The 17,255-nt window shown below is 58.0% G+C and carries 11 protein-coding genes; 6 read left to right on the top strand and 5 right to left on the bottom strand.

Features of this window, described 5'->3' with window-relative positions:
* Positions 1-306: 306 nt before the first annotated feature.
* Both PSR62_RS09675 and ruvB read right to left on the bottom strand, forming a co-directional pair.
* Positions 307-861 carry a PH domain-containing protein gene (locus PSR62_RS09675; RefSeq protein WP_274407564.1) on the bottom strand — a complete coding sequence of 185 codons (555 nt, stop codon included), beginning with the start codon at positions 859-861 and terminating at the stop codon, positions 307-309.
* Between the two features lie 417 nt (positions 862-1,278).
* A complete protein-coding gene (ruvB, locus tag PSR62_RS09670; protein ID WP_274407563.1) occupies positions 1,279-2,364 on the bottom strand; it encodes a Holliday junction branch migration DNA helicase RuvB in 1,086 nt (361 codons plus the stop codon).
* Positions 2,365-2,492: 128 nt separating this feature from the next.
* Between ruvB and PSR62_RS09665 the strand changes: the two genes are divergently transcribed.
* Together PSR62_RS09665 and PSR62_RS09660 are read left to right on the top strand one after the other, a co-directional pair.
* On the top strand, positions 2,493-3,137 hold the full coding sequence (locus PSR62_RS09665) for a sigma-70 family RNA polymerase sigma factor (RefSeq protein WP_274407562.1): 645 nt from the start codon (positions 2,493-2,495) through the stop codon (positions 3,135-3,137).
* Positions 3,130-4,008 (top strand): SMC-Scp complex subunit ScpB, encoded by an 879-nt coding sequence (locus tag PSR62_RS09660; protein ID WP_274407561.1) that lies wholly within the window; start codon positions 3,130-3,132, stop codon positions 4,006-4,008. The genes PSR62_RS09665 and PSR62_RS09660 overlap by 8 nt, the downstream gene beginning before the upstream one ends.
* Here PSR62_RS09660 and rlmN read toward each other — a convergent pair.
* On the bottom strand, positions 3,943-5,082 hold the full coding sequence (rlmN, locus tag PSR62_RS09655) for a 23S rRNA (adenine(2503)-C(2))-methyltransferase RlmN (RefSeq protein ID WP_274407560.1): 1,140 nt from the start codon (positions 5,080-5,082) through the stop codon (positions 3,943-3,945). The two genes, PSR62_RS09660 and rlmN, sit on opposite strands and share 66 nt — an antisense overlap.
* A 245-nt stretch (positions 5,083-5,327) precedes the next feature.
* Between rlmN and PSR62_RS09650 the strand changes: the two genes are divergently transcribed.
* The 3 genes from PSR62_RS09650 to PSR62_RS09640 all read left to right on the top strand — a co-directional run bounded on the left by PSR62_RS09650 (position 5,328) and on the right by PSR62_RS09640 (position 12,617).
* The gene (locus tag PSR62_RS09650) at positions 5,328-8,897 is read left to right on the top strand and encodes a PVC-type heme-binding CxxCH protein (protein WP_274407559.1); all 3,570 of its coding nucleotides are present in this window, start codon (positions 5,328-5,330) and stop codon (positions 8,895-8,897) included.
* Positions 8,898-9,087: 190 nt separating this feature from the next.
* The gene (locus PSR62_RS09645) at positions 9,088-10,854 is read left to right on the top strand and encodes an AI-2E family transporter (RefSeq protein WP_443217417.1); all 1,767 of its coding nucleotides are present in this window, start codon (positions 9,088-9,090) and stop codon (positions 10,852-10,854) included.
* Positions 10,855-10,925: 71 nt separating this feature from the next.
* Entirely contained in the window at positions 10,926-12,617 is a 1,692-nt protein-coding gene (locus PSR62_RS09640) for a hypothetical protein (RefSeq protein ID WP_443217381.1), read from the top strand.
* A gap of 122 nt (positions 12,618-12,739) precedes the next feature.
* On the opposite strand, the gene PSR62_RS09635 is transcribed toward PSR62_RS09640, so the two are convergent.
* Both PSR62_RS09635 and PSR62_RS09630 read right to left on the bottom strand, forming a co-directional pair.
* Positions 12,740-14,089, bottom strand: coding sequence for a DUF1501 domain-containing protein (locus PSR62_RS09635; protein WP_274407556.1), 1,350 nt, complete (start codon positions 14,087-14,089; stop codon positions 12,740-12,742).
* A 36-nt stretch (positions 14,090-14,125) separates the two neighbouring features.
* A complete protein-coding gene (locus tag PSR62_RS09630; RefSeq protein ID WP_274407555.1) occupies positions 14,126-16,354 on the bottom strand; it encodes a DUF1549 domain-containing protein in 2,229 nt (742 codons plus the stop codon).
* Between the two features lie 81 nt (positions 16,355-16,435).
* Here PSR62_RS09630 and PSR62_RS09625 point away from each other — a divergent pair, with 81 nt between their 5' ends.
* Positions 16,436-17,191 carry a class I SAM-dependent methyltransferase gene (locus PSR62_RS09625; protein ID WP_274407554.1) on the top strand — a complete coding sequence of 252 codons (756 nt, stop codon included), beginning with the start codon at positions 16,436-16,438 and terminating at the stop codon, positions 17,189-17,191.
* Positions 17,192-17,255 lie beyond the last annotated feature (64 nt).

Raw genomic sequence — 17,255 nt, 5'->3', positions numbered from 1 at the left:
GGGTATGTGAGCCGTTGGCGTTAGCCACGGTTTTCACGCGCAACCGGGGCGAACGCCCAAACGGCTCACATGGTTGTGCCCGATCATTCCAGCCGACCTGCTTAGCAGGGTGTCACGACTTATCTTTAGGCACGACTCATCTTTCGGGTAGTGGACGAGGCCACGAGTCCTGAACTGGCGTCAAATCCAAGGACTCGTGGCCTCGTCCACTACGATCAACCCTAACTTTTAGCTGTGACAGACCACTAAGCAGGTCATCCAAAACTTGTCGCTCGGTGGCCCCACCGAGCGACAGGATCCTGTCGTTTACAACGACGTTGACCGAGCTTCAATCCGTTTCAAAATGTCACGGATCTCGGTCAGTGTCGCTTGAACGTTCGTATCCACAATCCCATCCGGTTCCGCGGCCGAGGTCAATCGAGCGGGCTCGCCGCCCGTCACCGCATCACGTTGCTTCAACACCGCATCACGAAAGGCTCGGCCGTTTCGGATGCCCGTCAGTCGGACCAACGAGCCAGCTCCTGATTGACCAGCCGTCTCGACGCTGACGGCTTCCAAATCGAGCGACCGCATGATTGGCCCTTGGACCAAACCCAAGTCGGTGATCCGATCCAGAGGCACCGTCTTCTCTTGCCGAACCAAAACACCACGACTGACTTTCAGCGTTCGCTCGGTCAGCGTGCAGCGGTGGCTCTTCAAATACAGCCCCGAAATGTACCAAGCCAGCGGAGCGATCAGCGGCAAAAACGGGATCAGGAAGATTGTCAGAAACGTTGTCAGAACAGCACTGATCAACCAATACACTCTGACTTTGGGATTGAATTCCGCTTCCCAAAGGACGGTTTCGTCGATGTCATTCATCGTTGTGATCAGCCAGTTTCAGGAGACAGGTGTCATACCGAACGCTCTTCGGGCGGAAACTTCCGATCTTGGCAACGCACCTTCCATTCCGCGTAAGAAACACAGATTTTCAGTTCGCGAGGTCTTGAGTGCACGGCCCGCTCTTCGAATTCACGCAGGATTGAAACGCTACGTTTGAAGGGCCCCCGAGCATGGAATGAGAGTAGAACTTTTGTCCCCAAATGTTTGCGTGATCGGCCGCTGTCGTCCAGCAGCGTGACGCGAACGGTTGGAAATGGACTTGGTTGCCACGAGGCTTCGCATTCGCGAAGAAGGGGTCCCGGAGATGAAAAACGCTCGCATTTCTCTCTTCCCCAATGCGTTCAGCAGCGAGAATTCCCAAACAGCAAACCCGGTATTTCGAAGCTGCACGACCTCTCAGGGAAGAGGGCGATTCGGCATTTCCCGTTTCATGTGCTCAAACGCTTTCGGTGTCGCCAAACGTCCACGCCGCGTTCGGACCAACAACTCGCTTCGCAACAAAAACGGCTCGACTTCGTCTTCGAGCGTGTCCGAACTGACGTTCATCGTGTGAGCGATCGCGTCCAAGCCCGCTGGGCCGCCCAAGAAGACTCGCATCAGCGTGTCCAAGTAATTGCGATCTTGTTTGTCGAGCCCCAGATGATCGATCCCAATCATGTCCAGAGCCGCCTCGCAGATTTTCGCTTCCACGTTGCCATTCGCTTTGCTTTGAGCGTAGTCCCGCACCCATAGCAAGCGATTGTTGGCCAAACGAGGTGTGCTGCGACTTCGATCCGCGATGACCCCCGCCGAGATGGGGTCGACCTCGATGTTCAGCTTCTTGGAATTGCGCTGAACAATCTCCGCCAACTCGTTTCGCGTGTACCAACCCAAGTGCTCTCGGATCTGGAAGCGATCTCGCAGCGGAGCGGTCAACATCCCGGCTCGCGTGGTCGCACCGATCAACGTGAACGGTTCCAAACTCAGGTTCAAGGTGCGCGCGTTGACGCCATCGCCCAACACGATGTCGATTCGAAAATCCTCCATCGCGGTGTACAAGTACTCTTCGATCGCCCGCGGAACCCGGTGAATTTCATCAATGAACAGCACTGAACCTCGGGAAACGTTGGTCAGGTACGGCAGCAAATCTCGCGGGGCTTTCAACCCAGCCCCGTTGGCCATCTGAACCGTCGTGTTCATTTCCGAGGGAATCACGGTCGCAAACGTGGTTTTCCCCAACCCCGGTGGTCCGTCGAACAGAATGTGTCCGAGCGGTTCGCCACGCACCTGAGCCGCGTCGATTGCAATTCGCAATCGTTCAATCACGTCCTTTTGCCCCACCATTTCGGCCATCCGTTGCGGGCGCAGAGTGACATCCGGATCGGGCCCCCGATCGGGCTCATCCCCGCCATCCGCGATGCCGTTGGTTTGCGGAGGCCCATCCTCGGGCGGATCCCCGCCGGGGTCAGGATTCGATTGTTGGTAAATTGCTTCGCGAGCCATCAGGCGATCAATTCAAATGGTTTCAGGCAGTGAAATGTGTCCGGGACGTCTCCAATCCGCCCGGAAAGTTCTGTTACTGTAACGGTCCGCTGCCAACCCGCGAAGCGACAAACCCGATCGAACCAACGATGACGTCCCCCGATCCATCCGATTTCGCCCCCTCCGAGCCCCGCGATTCACGGACTTCGGACCACGCCGCCTCCGATCCGGCTTTCTCCGCCGAATCGTCGAATCGTGCCGAGGAGATCGCTCGCTATGAACCCTATTTGCGGATGTTGGCTCGAATGCAAATGCGAGCCAACTACAAAGCCAAATTGGGCGCCTCCGACATCGTTCAGCAAACCATGTTGCAAGCGGTCGCCGCCATCGATCAGTATCGCGGCACAACGGAAGCCGAATGGCGGGCTTGGCTGCGGAAGATTCTGGTGCGACAAATGTGTCACCTCGATCGCGACCTGCACCGCGACAAACGCGACATCCGCCGCGAACAATCGATGGAACAACGGGTGGCGCAATCGTCCATGCGGCTGGAAGGTTTGCTGGCCGGCGATGTTGGCACGCCCAGCCAGCACGCGATGGTGGGCGAATCGTTGCTGACGTTGGCCGATGCGATCGAATCGTTGCCCGAAGCTCAGCGAGACGCAATCTCGCTGCACTACCTCGAAGGATTGAAATTGTCCGACGTCGCCGAACGCATGGACAAAACCGCTGGATCGGTCGCGGGACTGCTGCACCGAGGCATGAAACAATTGCGACAGAACTTCCATGAATGAGCCATCTGATCCGCCGGAAGACGGGAGCCTCGAAGACGGGCTGCCTGCAAGTGAGCAAGCTGAAACCGCAGAAGCACTCGACAACGAGTTCGATGACGATGAGGAAGGTTTCTCGCTCGAACAACTCGGGGCCGCTTACGCCCGCGTCGCGGCCATGTCAGAAAGCGGTGATGACGCGCCCACGGACCTGGACCCGGCGGAACTGCTGCGTGCCGAACCAGATCCGCAACCAAACAACGAGGAATCGGGCGAAGAATTTGTCGAGGAGGATCCGGACAGCGACGAAGCACTCGCCGTCGCGGCTCAAAGCTCTGCCGAGTCGGACTCCACCGCTGATCAGGCCGCCACTCCGGAAGCCATCGTGGAAGCCGCCTTGTTCGTCGGGCACCCGGAAAACCTGCCGCTGACACCGCCCCGCCTGGCCTCGATCATGCGAGGTTTTTCGCCCGAGGAAGTCGTGGAAATCATCGAGAAGCTGAATGCCTCGTACCGCGCCGAACGCCAGGGCATTCGGATCGTCGAACAAGACGGCGGGTACCGCATGGTGGTGGCTCCCGAAGTGGAATCCGTCCGCGCCGCATTCACCGGCAAAGTTCGCGAAACGCGGCTGAATCAAGCCGCCGTCGAAGTGCTGTCCTTGGTCGCCTACCAACCCGGCATCACCTCCGCTCGCGTCACGGATTTGAGAGGACGCGACAGCGGTTCGTTGCTGAATCAAATGGTGCGTCGGCGCCTGGTCGAAGTCAAACGGGAACCGGGCGAGGGCACCGACAAACTGGTTTCGCGGTTCTATCCCGGCGAGCGATTACTCGTTCTGTTGGGACTCGAGACCATCGACGACTTGCCGCACGTCGAGGAAGCCAACATGTGAGTCGCCCTCCGCCGCCGCTCGTCGAGCCTGCATCGCCCGCTGACGGTTTTCTTGGCGGATCAATTGCCCACAGGCGGCTTCGATGTCATGCCCCAAACTGTACCGCACCGTGGTCTTCAAACCTGACGCTTTCAAGATGTCAGCGAACGCTTCGATCGTCGATCGCGGCGACGCTTGCAGGTGGGGCGAGGCCTCGATCGTGTTGTACGGAATCAGATTCACGTGCACGCGGAGATTGCCAATCCAGTCGATCAATCGCTTCGCATCCTCAGCGGAATCATTCCGGTCGCGAAGCATCAAGTATTCAATCATGAACTCACGATCTTGAATCGTTTGAATCTCCTGGATCGTGTCCTGCAACTGCGTTAGCGAAGCCTTCTTGCCCAGCGGAATGATGGTCTCGCGAGTTGCTTGATCGGCGGAATGCAGGCTGAGCGCAAGATTCAATCGCGGAAACGCCTTGGCCAACCGCAGCATCGCTGCGGGGACCCCCACCGTGGAAACCAGCACCGTGGAGGGGGAGCGAGCAAAATGGTCCGGCGCGGTCAGCAATCGAATCGCCTCCGTCACGTTGGCTTCGTTGTGCAACGGCTCGCCCATGCCCATGAAGACGATGTTGCTCAGCCGCCGGTCTTCGGCTCGAAGAATCTGCCCGGCCTGAACGACTTGGTCCAAGATCTCCTCGGTGGCCAAGTTCTTGGCGATCCCCATTTTGCCGGTCGCGCAGAAGTCACAGGCGGCGGCACATCCGATCTGACTGGACACGCACAACGTCGTTCGCCCTGATGCGATCCGAAGGATCACGCTTTCGATCAACAATCCCGAATCGGTTTCGAACAACAGTTTCGTTGCCCCATCGATCTCGGAATCCATTCGTTGGAAAAGCTTCAACGCGTGCAACTGGACCGCGTCGGAGGCCGGAAATCGCTCCCTGACCACGTCGTCCGACTCAAACTTTTTCAGCAGCCCGTTTCGAAGCTGCCGAATCACCTGCGGGTCCAATCGACGGTCGCGACGCAATGTTTCCATCTCGTCGATTCGAAACAGTCGGTGGGTGGCAGCGGCGGCAGACATTCAGCAGAGGTGGGGTTCGTTGGGTGGCGGGTTGGGTGGTTCGTTGGGTGGCGGGTTGGGTGGCGGGTTGGGTGGTGGGTCGTTCAGCCAGGACGCGTTGATTAAAGTGGCGGTCAGTCGAGGGACGCAGAGTGGAAGGACGCAGATCGGCGGCATCCAAGCAGAAACCTGTTAGGTTGTGAGCGTTCAAAACGAAGCATAGAAAAGGCCCTCCCGATTTTCTGTCAAGAATTGAAATCCAAAGAATGAATCTGCGTCGCCCCCCTCTTTTGTCTTGTTTCGTGGTTTGGTTCGGCTGCTTCGCCACGGCGGCGCACGCACAACGGAATCTAACCGATATCCCGGAACCCGACCCGGTCGCCGAAGCGGCGGCGATGAAACTGGACACCGGCGCGGCGGTCAATCTGTTCGCGGCCGATCCCGCGATTCGAAAACCAATCCAAATGAACTTCGACTGCACGGGTGCCCTGTGGGTCGCCAGCAGCAAGTCGTACCCGCAAGTCAAACCGGGTGAAATCCCCAACGACCAAATTGTCGTGCTGCGAGATTTGGACCAAGACGGCGTCGCCGAATCCAGCACCGTTTTCGCGGACGGGCTGCTGATTCCCACCGGGGTGATTCCGGACGGACCGCACGCCGCCTACGTCGCGGCCAGCACCGAACTGCTGCACTTCAAAGACACCGACCACGACGGCGTCGCCGACGAACGTCGGATCGTGCTCAGCGGATTTGGAACCGAAGACACGCACCACTTGGTTCACACACTTCGCTGGGGACCGGATGGTTGCCTGTATTTCAATCAATCCATCTACATCCACTCGCACATTGACACTCCCGATGGAACCAAACGTTTGGACGGTGGCGGGATTTGGCGATACCGCCCCAGCACCGGGCAACTGGATGTCTTCTGCAAAGGCTTCATCAATCCCTGGGGACACATCATGGATGCCAACGGGGAATCCTTCGTCACCGATGGGGCTGGCTACGAGGGCATCAGTTACTCCTTCCCCGATGCCGTGTTCAAGACCTCCCCTGGTGCGACCCGTTGGTTGCCGGGATTGAACCCCGGCAGCCCCAAACATTGCGGCTTGGAAGTCCTCTCCGGCACGCACATTCCACCAGAATGGCAAGGCGACTTGGTCACCAATGACTTCCGAAGTCACCGCGTGTGCCGGTTCAGCGTGCGTCCCAACGGAGCGGACTTCATCAGCCGCCAACAACCCGAGTTGCTGACCACGGAGCACGTTGCCTTTCGTCCGATCGATGCTCGCATGGGCCCCGATGGAACGGTGCTCATCGCTGACTGGTACAACCCCATCATCCAACACGGCGAAGTCGACTTCCGTGACCCGCGTCGCGACACCGAACACGGTCGCATTTGGCGACTCTCATTTCCCGATCGACCACTCGATCCATGGCCCGAGTTCCTGTCCGCAACGACACCCGAACTGCTGAGCTATCTCGAAGATGAATCCCTGACCGTGCGTCAATTCGCTCGGCAATCGCTTTGGAATCACCTGGAAGAACCCGACTTCTTTGCCAAGGTCGACCAGTGGGTTCAAAGCCGGGAAGAGGGTTTGAACAACCGGCAACTCGAGGCTCAGTGGCTTCGCGAAGCCGCCTTCCAACCCATCGCGACCGAGTCTGCCATGGCACAACTCAACGCTTGGAAGGCCGACCCAAGTTCGGTGCCGAGCAACGCGAGAGCATGGCTGCGAAGTCAATTCCGGTCCGCCGAACAAACCCGAACCGTGAATCCTGCCAACGCAGAGAAAGCGATGACCGATGCAGCCAGCTTGGTCGAAGCGGCGATCGACATCGCGGATCCCGCGTTGACGTTGGAAGTCGTCGTGCAATGCGGCCGCCTCGACAGCGAAGACTCCGCTGTCTGGTTGCATCAAATCCTTTCTCGGACGCTGGCTTCGGATCAACCGCTCTCCTCCCAACACTCGCTCGACTTCGCTCTCTGGCAATCAATTCGCGAAACCGCGGAACATTGGCAGCAAGGGAACGAGACGCTGCAGCAGATCTGGGAAGATTCCCCTCAAACTCTTGCCTGGTCCGTCGGAGCGGTCGGCAGCGCCGATGCCGCGAAACTGTTGATCGATCGTGTCGCGTGGGATCAATCGTCTCCCGAGGCCGCCGATGCCCCATGGCTGAAAGCCATCGGCGAAGTGGCAACCGCGGAGCAACTGGGGAGTGTCCTGAGCCGTTTGCTCGGCGGCGATCCCACGCAAGTCCAACGCCGAATCAGCGCATTGCTGGAGTCCACTTCGAAACGCAAAAACGTGGCCCCCACCAACGCGGATGCCAGCGTGAAGCAGTGGCTGAGCAAACAAACCACCGAGGACCTGCAGCCGTCGACGCTGCGTTGGATTTCACAATCCACCCAGCAATGGAAGTTGAAGTCCACCGAGGCAACCTTGCTGTCCGCGATCCAAACGCGATCGGATGCCTCCGCCGCAGACCGTCAAGTCTGGATCAAAGCCCTGGCATCGCTTCCGACGCCCCAAGCGAACCAGCAACTGATGAGCATTGCGAAAGCAGGATCGGTTGCCGATCGAGTCGCGGCCATCGATGGCTTGGTCGCTTCGCGTCCAGGTGCTGCGATTCCTCTGGTGCTCAGCGCACTTTCAAAACCGGAGACGTCCGAAGCAGCACATGGCTGGTTGGTCAGCGCGCTTTCACGACCTGATTTGGTGAAACGCTACACCGAGAAGTTGAACGAGATGGAGTTGTCCTCTGACACCGCTCGGACGTTGCTTCGCGCCATCCGTTCGGCCGGTGGAAATGCAGGCCTGGAACAAACGATCCGAAAGTCTGGCAAACTGGCCGACGCGACTTGGGAACTGACACCGGAACTCAAAACCCGGCTGTTAAAACGAGTCCCGGAATCCGGTTCCGCAGCTCGCGGAGAACTGGTCTACCGGCGGAAGGAGTTGCAGTGCATCTCTTGCCACGCCATCGGCACAGCCGGAGGGCTGGTCGGCCCCAACCTGGTTTCCTTGGGTGGCAGTTCGCAGCCCGACTACGTTCTGGAATCGCTGCTTGATCCAAGTGCTCGACTGAAAGAAGGCTACTCCACTCGCAAGATTTTGACGGAGGACGGAGAAGTCATCAGCGGCATTGCAATTGGACAAACCGAAGAAGCAACCCGTTTGCGTTTGGCCGATGGGACAGAGCGTGAAATCGAAACCGATGCAATCCTTGATGATGCCCCCGGCAAATCATTGATGCCCGAAGGTTTGTTGGACAATCTGACCGAAGCCGAATTGGTCGATTTGACGACCTTTTTGGTCGCCCTGGGCCGCGATCCAGATTTCACCGTGTCGACGGCGAACATCGTGCGAGGATTTGAAACGCTGAACTACACCCCCGAGGCAAACAGCCGACTGAATCGCACCAGCGTCAACACGGCGGCCCAAGATGATCCCGCAATGACTTGGCGAGATCAGACCACGATGGTGGACGGAACGATTCGCTTGGACGAACTGGACAAATTCAAACAACATCGCCAGTCACCGTTCATCAGCTTTGTACGGTGTGACATCGAGGTCACTCCTTCAGATTCGAACTCCGATACCGCGAAGATTGCGCTGAAGTTGATCGGAAACACGCCGCAGGCAGATGGCGAAAACAGCTGGGATGGTTTCGAGGCTTGGGTGGATGGAAAACCAACGCCAACCTGGCAATTGAAAAATCTCCCCTTGTCGCGAGGTCGCCACCGCATCACGTTGTCGATCAATCGTGATGAAATGATGTCGGCGTTCGGAATCGCACTCGAAGGCGACGCGATCGCAGCGTCTAAAAATTGAAAGGGAGTCTGTGGGACGACGCAAAAAGAACCAGCAACGAACCAGTGGCTCCGATCCGCGGGAAGAATCCCATTCCAGCGATGCGGGCTCAGCGTCTTCTGGTTCGACGCCGCCCGACTCCGGGTTTCCTGAGTCGTCATCTGCATCCGAAACAGCTGCCCAACCCGCCGGTGACGAACCGCTGAACGCGGTGGTCCGTGATCCTGAATCGCAGTCCGATGACGCAGACGTCCGTCCTGGCAATCGCAAACAGATCCTCTTCCCTCAACTGCCATCGCTCTCACGGATCATGTCCGTGGTCATGTTGGTGATTGGGATTTTAGCGGTTGGCGTCTTGTTCTACCGCTTGATGGTCGGGTTCTTTGTCCCGCTGTTTTTGGCAGCGTTGCTGGTTGTCATCTTCCGCCCGATCCATCTGTGGATCTTTGAAAAAGTCGGGCGACGCCGACGGCTCGCGGCAGGTTCGACCACCGCGTTGATTTTGTTCATCGTGTTGCTCCCCATGGGGATTTTGGTGTCAGTGGCCACCACTCAGTTCACGATTCTGCTCAGCAAAATGAATCTGAGCAACATGTCGGTCGCCATGGACCGTGTCCGTTCGCAAGTCGGCCTGTCATTGCCCCACCCAGAACATTTCCGCGAACTGGACCGCATCATCGGGGACATCACTGTGCCCCAAGCTGACAACCCTCAAGCGGTGCAGGACAAAATCAACGAGCTGAATCAAGCGGCGGCGATCATCACCTACTTGCAATCGGAAGTCCCCGATGCGGGCGTTGCCGAGGCGGCCGCCGAAATTGCGGTCGACAACCTGAGCGAATTCTCGGAACTACTCGAACAGTCGATCCAATCCCAAACGACCGAATCGGACTGGGATGTTTCCGCCGGCGACACTCCCCTCCCCAAGCCTCCTGCGCCTGCCACCTCTTCACTTGGGCAGCTCGATTCAGAAAGGCCTCCGCCGGCGCAGGACCCTCCCAGTCTTCCCGAACCAATCACCGACGAAGATTCACCGCAGGTATCTGAGTCCGAACCCTCTGTGGAATCGAGTGACGTTGCTTCTTCCGGTTCCGAAACGCAAGATGATGATCCATCCACCGACACTCGACCTCAGCTGCTCGTCCAACTGAACAACAACGAACGCTTCGAACAGCCCGCGGTGATCGCGGCTGCCTCGGTTCGAAGTTGGATGAATCTGTTGTTGGGCGGATCCCTTCGCAGCCAACTCTGCTTGATCGCCAATCCCGACGAAGGTGATTTTGCAGCCTTGATCCGGATGGCGCGTGAATCCTTGCAGCCTCGATTCGTTCGGTTGACCAGCGCGACGGGCAGCATCGTCGCGCAAATCATCTTTGGGTTGGTGATTTTGGTCGTGTCGGTTTACTTCTTTTTGATCGATGGTCCCGTGATGATCCGCACGCTGATGCGACTGTCGCCGATGGACGACAACTACGAACATCAACTGTTGACGGAATTTGACCGAACCAGCCGGGCGGTGGTGCTGGCAAGCGTCGCCAGTGCGTTGGTCCAAGGCATTCTGGCAACCATCGGATTTTGGCTCTGTGGTTTCGACCAAATTGTCTTGTTGTTGTTCCTGACCAGTGTGATGGCATTGGTCCCGTTCCTAGGTGCCGCATCCGTGTGGGTTCCTTGCGCCTTGTGGCTCGGTCTGGTCGATCAACGCTGGATCCCCGCTGCACTGTTGGCACTCTACGGGGCAGCCGTTGTTTCCTCGATCGACAACGTGATCAAGGTTTACGTTCTGCACGGCCGCAGCCAACTGCACCCGCTGTTCGCACTTCTCAGCGTGATCGGTGGCGTTTCCGTGTTCGGTCCGATCGGGATCCTGGTTGGTCCCATGGTCGTTGTCTTCCTGCAAACCTTGCTCGAAATCCTCAATCATGAGCTGAAGACCAGCCACCCAGAAGAAGAAATCGACCCGCAAGCGGCGGGCTGAAATCGCTGCCATGCGTGGTTACAATACGTCCCATCTCGTATCAAACAGTTCCCGCCGAATTGGTTTCGCTCATGTTGGTCACCTCTTGTCCTCGCTGTCACGAATCGGTCCGGATTCCTGATCGTTTGCTATCGGGTCAGGTGGCAACGTCCGCACAAATCCAGTGCCCATGGTGCTTGTCGACGTTGGATCAACAGGAAATCGAGTCAGCAATGCCGCCCGCATTGATTGTGGTGGGTGATGATTTGAACACTGCCACTGACCCTCTGTCAGATCTGGATGCGATTGAATCGGACGACGAAGAACCCGCGGAGTTAGCCAGCTTCACGTCGGCTGACACCGTCCCCGAACTGGAAGACACGGAACTGGAGAGCAGGGGGGTTCCCGCAGAACCACCTGAGGTGAGCGACTCCGAATCACTCGACGCGGTCGACTTCGAAGCGGATCAAGTGGCTGGCTCAGAGATGCGGGACTCGGATTCCTTCGAGGCTACCGACGAAGCACCGGACTTTGGTTCTCCAGAAGCTCCTGCAACCGCAGAAGACTTGGAAGAATTCATCATCCCAGAAGACAAATCAGAATCGGAACAGGGCGTCGCAACGGACGCTGCACCGATGGCGATCTACACCAGCGACAAGTCGCGTCGTCGAAAGAAGTCCCTGCTCAAAACCGTTGGGTCGCCCGTCCTCGGGGCGTTGCTGGCGCTGCCCATCGGTGGTGGATTGTTGTGGTACCTCGATGCCCTTCCCAACCTCGGATTTTATCCGCTCGACGGAACCTACAGTGCGTCCAATCAAGTCAGTCGATCGGCATCGGTCCCATCCGCTCCGGGTGGATATGTTCCGCCAATCATGGACGACTCGCCGGAGGGTCGCTCACTGGGCGAGGACCTCGCCAACGGCGGTGACGACGAGACCACGCCTGCCCCTCCCGTCGAATTGGACACGTCTGAAACCGACATGGTTCCTGCCACCGACCCCGCCTCAGAAGCCTTGGCGGAGTTGAACAACGCGGTCAACAACGCCGTTTTGGACACGGATGATTTCGCAATGCCGACCGACGACGCTCCCGTCACCGAAGTGGCCAAACCGCCCGTCGAATCAGACGGCACGGCCATGCAACTCCCTGACACCGCTCTGGAAGATCTCGCGTCAGAAGAACCTGCCGAGCAAGAACCTGTGACGGGCCTTCCCGGCTTGCCGCCTGCCGTGATGAAAGCGGCTTCAGAGGGATTGGATCTGCCGAGCGAATTGGATCCTGTCGACGCCCCTGCCAATGACACCCCCAACAACGGTGAGTCCAAGCTAGCGGAGTCGGTCAATGAAATCGGGATGGTTCTCAATCGACTCGAGAACATGGACGCCCAGGACCCCAAGTACGGCCAAGCGGTTGCCTTCGCCTATGGCATGCTTTCGAGGTTGTCCACGGAAACTTCGGCGGACCAATTTGACCAACTGCAACCCTTGGTTGATCGCATCAAAACCAACGCAGATCTGTTCCGTTCCTTTGCCAAGCAAGTGCCAGCTTGGATCGACACTCCCCAAGAGGATCGGCAAACCGACGGGGCATTCATTCTCGGAAAATTCGTGGCTGCAGAAGGATCCGATGGCTATCAAGTTCGATTGATGGGCGGCAAGGCTTACCCTGTCACATTCGCGGACGACGTCGAGGCACAAACGATCACCGCAGTCGCCTTTGGAAACCTCGATGTTTCCGAAGAGCCCGCATCGTTTGAAATCAACTGGATCCAACCAGCACAGTGAGACTGATCACGATCTGCTGAACGAGCACTAAACGGCGTTCGCAATCCAAGCGGCACCCAGGGTCCGTTCCGGCAGCAGGTGCCTGACGCTTGAATCCCGATCGCTTCGTTCCCGATCGCTTCCTAAGCGATGACCGATTCGATGACCTGCCCTTCGCTGCGTTTCATCGGTCGTCCAATCGGAGTGTCCAACTCTTCCGTCGGATCCAGTCCCAACGTGGACAGGATCGTGGCATGCAGATCCGGGATCGTGACGGGGGCCACGACATGCGCATCTGGCTTGTCGGGATTGGGCTCGGGCCCCGTGGCACCATGCACATGGCCACGACGAATGCCACCGCCAGCCAACAATGTGCTGAAACCGTGAATCCAGTGATCACGACCTGCCGCCGGATTGAGTTGCGGCGTGCGACCAAACTCACCACCGCAAACGACCAACGTGGATTCCAGCAGCCCACGTTCTTCCAAACGTTTCAGGAGCGCCGCGATGCCTGCGTCCAAGGTACCCGCCGCACTGGATTGCAAGCTGTGATTGTTGATGTGGCTGTCCCATCCGCTGAGCGTCACTTCCACACATCGAACGCCGACTTCCACCAACCGGGATGCAGCCAAGCAACCCCGCCCAAAGGCATGATCACCGAAGGCATCCAGCTCGGCTTGCGGTTCTTCTTTGATATCAAACGCGGTCAACTGATCACTCGACATCATCTTTCGAGCCGCTTGCGTTCCCGCCAAATGCAACGTTCGATTCTCTTGCAAATCCCGAATCCGCCCCCGTGTGAACTGCGGTTCCAAAACGTTGGTCAATGCACTGAGCCGACGTTGGTAACGTGATTCATCGACTCTGGGCCGAACGTCAGGAACAGGCTCCAACGGGTCGCCTGTTTTGAAAGCATCGAACTGCGGCCCGAGGTATCCGCCCGTCGCGGCGGACCGCCCAGCCAAAATCGAAATGTGCCGCGGGATGTCAGCCCCCGCGTCATCCGCATGACACAGAATGCTTCCAATCGAGGGATGTTCCAACGTGGGATCCGGCCGATAGCCGGACTTCATGGCATAAATCGCGCGTTCATGATCGCCTTCCTTGCCGACCACACTTCGGACCAAAGAACACAAGTGCATCTGCTCCGCCAATCGCGGCATCGTGTCCGCGATCCGCAGATCCTTCGCTGTGGTTGCAACGTCGCCGACCTCGCCACCGAACTTGGTCCCTGGATGTGGATCGAAGGTTTCCAATTGGCTTGGACCGCCTTCCATCCACAACAGAATCACACTCTTCGGCGGCTTCCCCGAATCCGCTTGTTGCTCGGCCGCCAACGTCAAACGACGTGCCAGCGACGACATCATCAAGGCCGATCCGGCCCCCAAAAGTCGGCGGCGCGAAAGATGGACCTCAGCGCTGCACAAACCACTCGGCAAGGAACGACTCCATCCAAAGGTGGATCCAGCTTGATCGTTGAACGACATACTCATGAACGTCTCCAGTTGGTTTCCCACACGGGGCGGGCCTCAATGGTTCCAGGCGAACTCACTGCTGTTGAGCAAGGCCCACGTGAGATCCGTGATCTCTTGTTTCCGTGAGGTCGGCGGATCGCTTTGATTGCGACTCTCGGGGGTGAGCCGAGTGGTGAAATGCTTCATCTCAGGCTCGGTCGGTTCTCGATTCAAAACCGTCAAATACAACGTTCGCACGACTTCTTGATCGTTTCGAGCGAACATTTCGATGTGCGATGAGGCGTTCAGAATGGGGTTCGGTGACGCCGTTTCACTGACCAACTTCCCGTTCAACATCACCAACCGCTGAGTGATGGTGACCGGTTGAGGTGTGAATTCATCCTCGCCTAAATCGCCGTACCGCTTCAGAAAGTCGTTCAGGCTTCCGAACTGTTGCAACTGAACCAAGAAAGACGAATCACGATTGATCGTTTTGACGCGTCCGGACTGAATGGTTGCACCTGCGACTTGTTCGCTCCGCAATCGAGTCACGGGGAACACAGCCATCGCCAATTCATGTTGTTCGGTGACGTCAAAGTCCGCCCGACTGCTCACTCGAAACGCGGGGGCATTCGTGATCAAGCGAATCAATTCCCGGACATCAAACCCGCCGTCGACAAACGCCTCCGTCAAGGTTTCGATCAGCTCCGAAGGAGGCGAGTCCAATGGCAAATTATCGACCTCCCCCACCTGAAATCCATACTCGGTTTCCATGGCCGGCGGCCGCCCAAACAACAGGGTCCAAACCCGAGTCACGGCGGCCCGAGCAGCGGGCTTGTTTTCGGGATGAGTCAACCAGTACGCCAACCGTTCCCGGTCACTCATGTGCTGGGGCAGCTCGCTGTTTCCGGATTCGCCACCGGTTTCCATCGTGCCAAGATCCTTCAACACAAGCTTGGGTTCATCGGCTTGGGGCTCCGAATCCAAATCTTGTTCTGCGGCCCCCTGTTCTCCAGCCGCCTCATTTTGGCCAGCAACATCCTCTTCTGTTTCCAATTTCTGCTGCGGTCGCGGGGGCAACAAGTCTCGGCGGAACGGGACGTTGGGCTCAACCGGCACCGTCTCGTCCGCATACAAGTACTGGTACTCGTAGTCCGCTCGTTTGTCTTTCAGCCCCTGCACCCCTTCACTCGTCGCAGCCGTGAAGAACGCTGCCAACGAATGAAAATCTTCTTGCGCCCCTTCGCGAAGCAACCCACTGGATTCCGCTTCGGATGCATCGGTTTCAGTGACGGCTGCCTCAGCAGCCGTGTTGGGCCTGACCCAAGATGCATCCCCCAGTGAAACGTTCCCCAAGAAATCATCGTGGCATTGCAGGCAATCAATCCGCACGCCCAAAAAGGCTCGTGTCGTCCGAGCTGCCAAACGGATCGGATCGGGAGCATCGTCGCCGCTGTCGAACGTGACCGTGTGAAAGTTGACTTCCGGTCGGTCCGTCCAAACACCTTCGGCCGTGATCAACATCCGCACCAATTCGTCGTAAGGCGTGTTCATCGCGTAATGATTGGCCAACCAGGTGCGAAAACGCCGTCCGCGGTAAACAATGAAGGGTCCCTCGTCGGCACCGACCAAATAGCGAGCCGTTCGTTCCGCCCAGTAATGATGAAAGCGGTCGCTCCGAAGCAGGCGTTCCCGATGCGTCGCCACACGGTCCGCCTCGGGCAAGCGTTGCAGCGATCGAATTTCTTCCAGTGACAATCCGGTCCCCGCCAAAGACAACGAAAGTCGACGACAAACCGTCAACCAATCCGCCATCGGGCCAGCTTCCAAACCGCGTGCCTCCAGTCCGGACCGCCATTGCTCCTCGAGGATTGTTGCGATCAAATTTTGTTTGGAATCCGCTGCCTGTGAAGTCGAGCCACTCAAGGAGGCCCGCTCAGACGCCTGCAATCGAACGGGCTCGACCGAGACGCGATCGATCTCAGCCAAACCGGCGTCCGTCGATGTCGCTTGAGCCTCTGTCTGACGGTCACGTTGAGCCACCGGAGTGGCGTCACGATCACTCTCGTCAAAGATTGCCGAAGGGTCCGGACTCAATCCGGAGCTCAAGAACCCAAACGTCAGCAACGTTAAAACCAGCAACAACCCCCAACGTCGCACGGACGTCAGAGCTCGTTTCCAACGCGGCACGAGTTCAGCCGTGACGACCGGCGGAGTCACCAATTCGGCCGTCACGAGCGTACTTTCAGCGAAAGAATCAGGGGACTCGTCGCTTGGGTCGATCGTGGGTTCAATGGAAGGCATAAGTGTGTTTCGCTTTCCGGCGGGCTATCTTGCCAATGACCACTCCACTTTATCCGATTTCTTCAGACAGTCTGTATCAGCGTGAATCCAGTCACCGATGACCCGTCCAACGACTTCTTTTTCGAAGCCTACGACCGCGAAAACATCGCCTATGGGATGCAACCGTCGCCAGAATTGGCGGCTTATCTGAAACAGACCGCCTCAGCCGAATCGTCGCGATCCGCCCGCCCCAAGGCCATCGACCTGGGGGCCGGGGCCGGTCGAGACACGCTGGCACTGGCAGCGGCGGGGTACGACGTGACGTCGGTGGACGTCAGTGAACGCGGGCTGGACCGAATTCGCGAACGCGCCGAACGAGCGAACTTGTCCGACCGGGTCAAAACCCTGGTCTGCGATGTCCGCGAACTATCCATGGACGCCGACTGCTATTCCGCGGTCATCGCCACCACCGTCCTGGACCACATTCCCGGCACCGACGCCCCCGCCGTCTGGAAGAAGATGTGCGCCGCGTTGACCTCGCAAGGCATGCTGTACACCCAGGTTCACACCACCGAAGATCCCGGCAGTGACCAATCACCGGGCAAGGAAAGCGACCAACCTGTCAGCGAAACGGCAGGCGCCGTGATCAATTATTTCCGTCCCAACCAATTGGTTGGGTGGGCCTGCGAGGCCGAATCACGCCTGCGAGTCTTGCGGTATGAAGAACGACTGGAGTGGGACACCACCCACGGTGCCCCGCACCAACACGGCAAGGCCGTCCTGCTCGCCGTTCGGCAGGATTTTCATCCGGATTGGTTCGGCCAACCGGCAGCATTCCCACGTTCGGAAACCAGTTGACGTTGTTTCCGTGAATCTCTCCAACGGGTGGCTGGCATCTTCTTGGAACAGAATATGCTGAGTC

It is taken from the genome of Rhodopirellula sp. P2 (genome assembly GCF_028768465.1).
GTDB lineage: Bacteria > Planctomycetota > Planctomycetia > Pirellulales > Pirellulaceae > Rhodopirellula.
This window is presented reverse-complemented; position numbering and strand designations above follow the sequence as displayed.

What these genes read in the sequence shown, in the direction of transcription:
- PSR62_RS09665 (WP_274407562.1), top strand. Translation starts at nt 2,493, where the DNA reads ATGACGTCCCCCGATCCATCCGATTTCGCCCCCTCCGAGCCCCGCGAT.
- PSR62_RS09650 (WP_274407559.1), top strand. Translation starts at nt 5,328, where the DNA reads ATGAATCTGCGTCGCCCCCCTCTTTTGTCTTGTTTCGTGGTTTGGTTC.
- ruvB (WP_274407563.1), bottom strand. Translation starts at nt 2,364, where the DNA reads ATGGCTCGCGAAGCAATTTACCAACAATCGAATCCTGACCCCGGCGGG.
- PSR62_RS09630 (WP_274407555.1), bottom strand. Translation starts at nt 16,354, where the DNA reads ATGCCTTCCATTGAACCCACGATCGACCCAAGCGACGAGTCCCCTGAT.
- rlmN (WP_274407560.1), bottom strand. Translation starts at nt 5,082, where the DNA reads ATGTCTGCCGCCGCTGCCACCCACCGACTGTTTCGAATCGACGAGATG.
- PSR62_RS09675 (WP_274407564.1), bottom strand. Translation starts at nt 861, where the DNA reads ATGAATGACATCGACGAAACCGTCCTTTGGGAAGCGGAATTCAATCCC.
- PSR62_RS09635 (WP_274407556.1), bottom strand. Translation starts at nt 14,089, where the DNA reads ATGAGTATGTCGTTCAACGATCAAGCTGGATCCACCTTTGGATGGAGT.
- PSR62_RS09640 (WP_443217381.1), top strand. Translation starts at nt 10,926, where the DNA reads ATGTTGGTCACCTCTTGTCCTCGCTGTCACGAATCGGTCCGGATTCCT.
- PSR62_RS09660 (WP_274407561.1), top strand. Translation starts at nt 3,130, where the DNA reads ATGAATGAGCCATCTGATCCGCCGGAAGACGGGAGCCTCGAAGACGGG.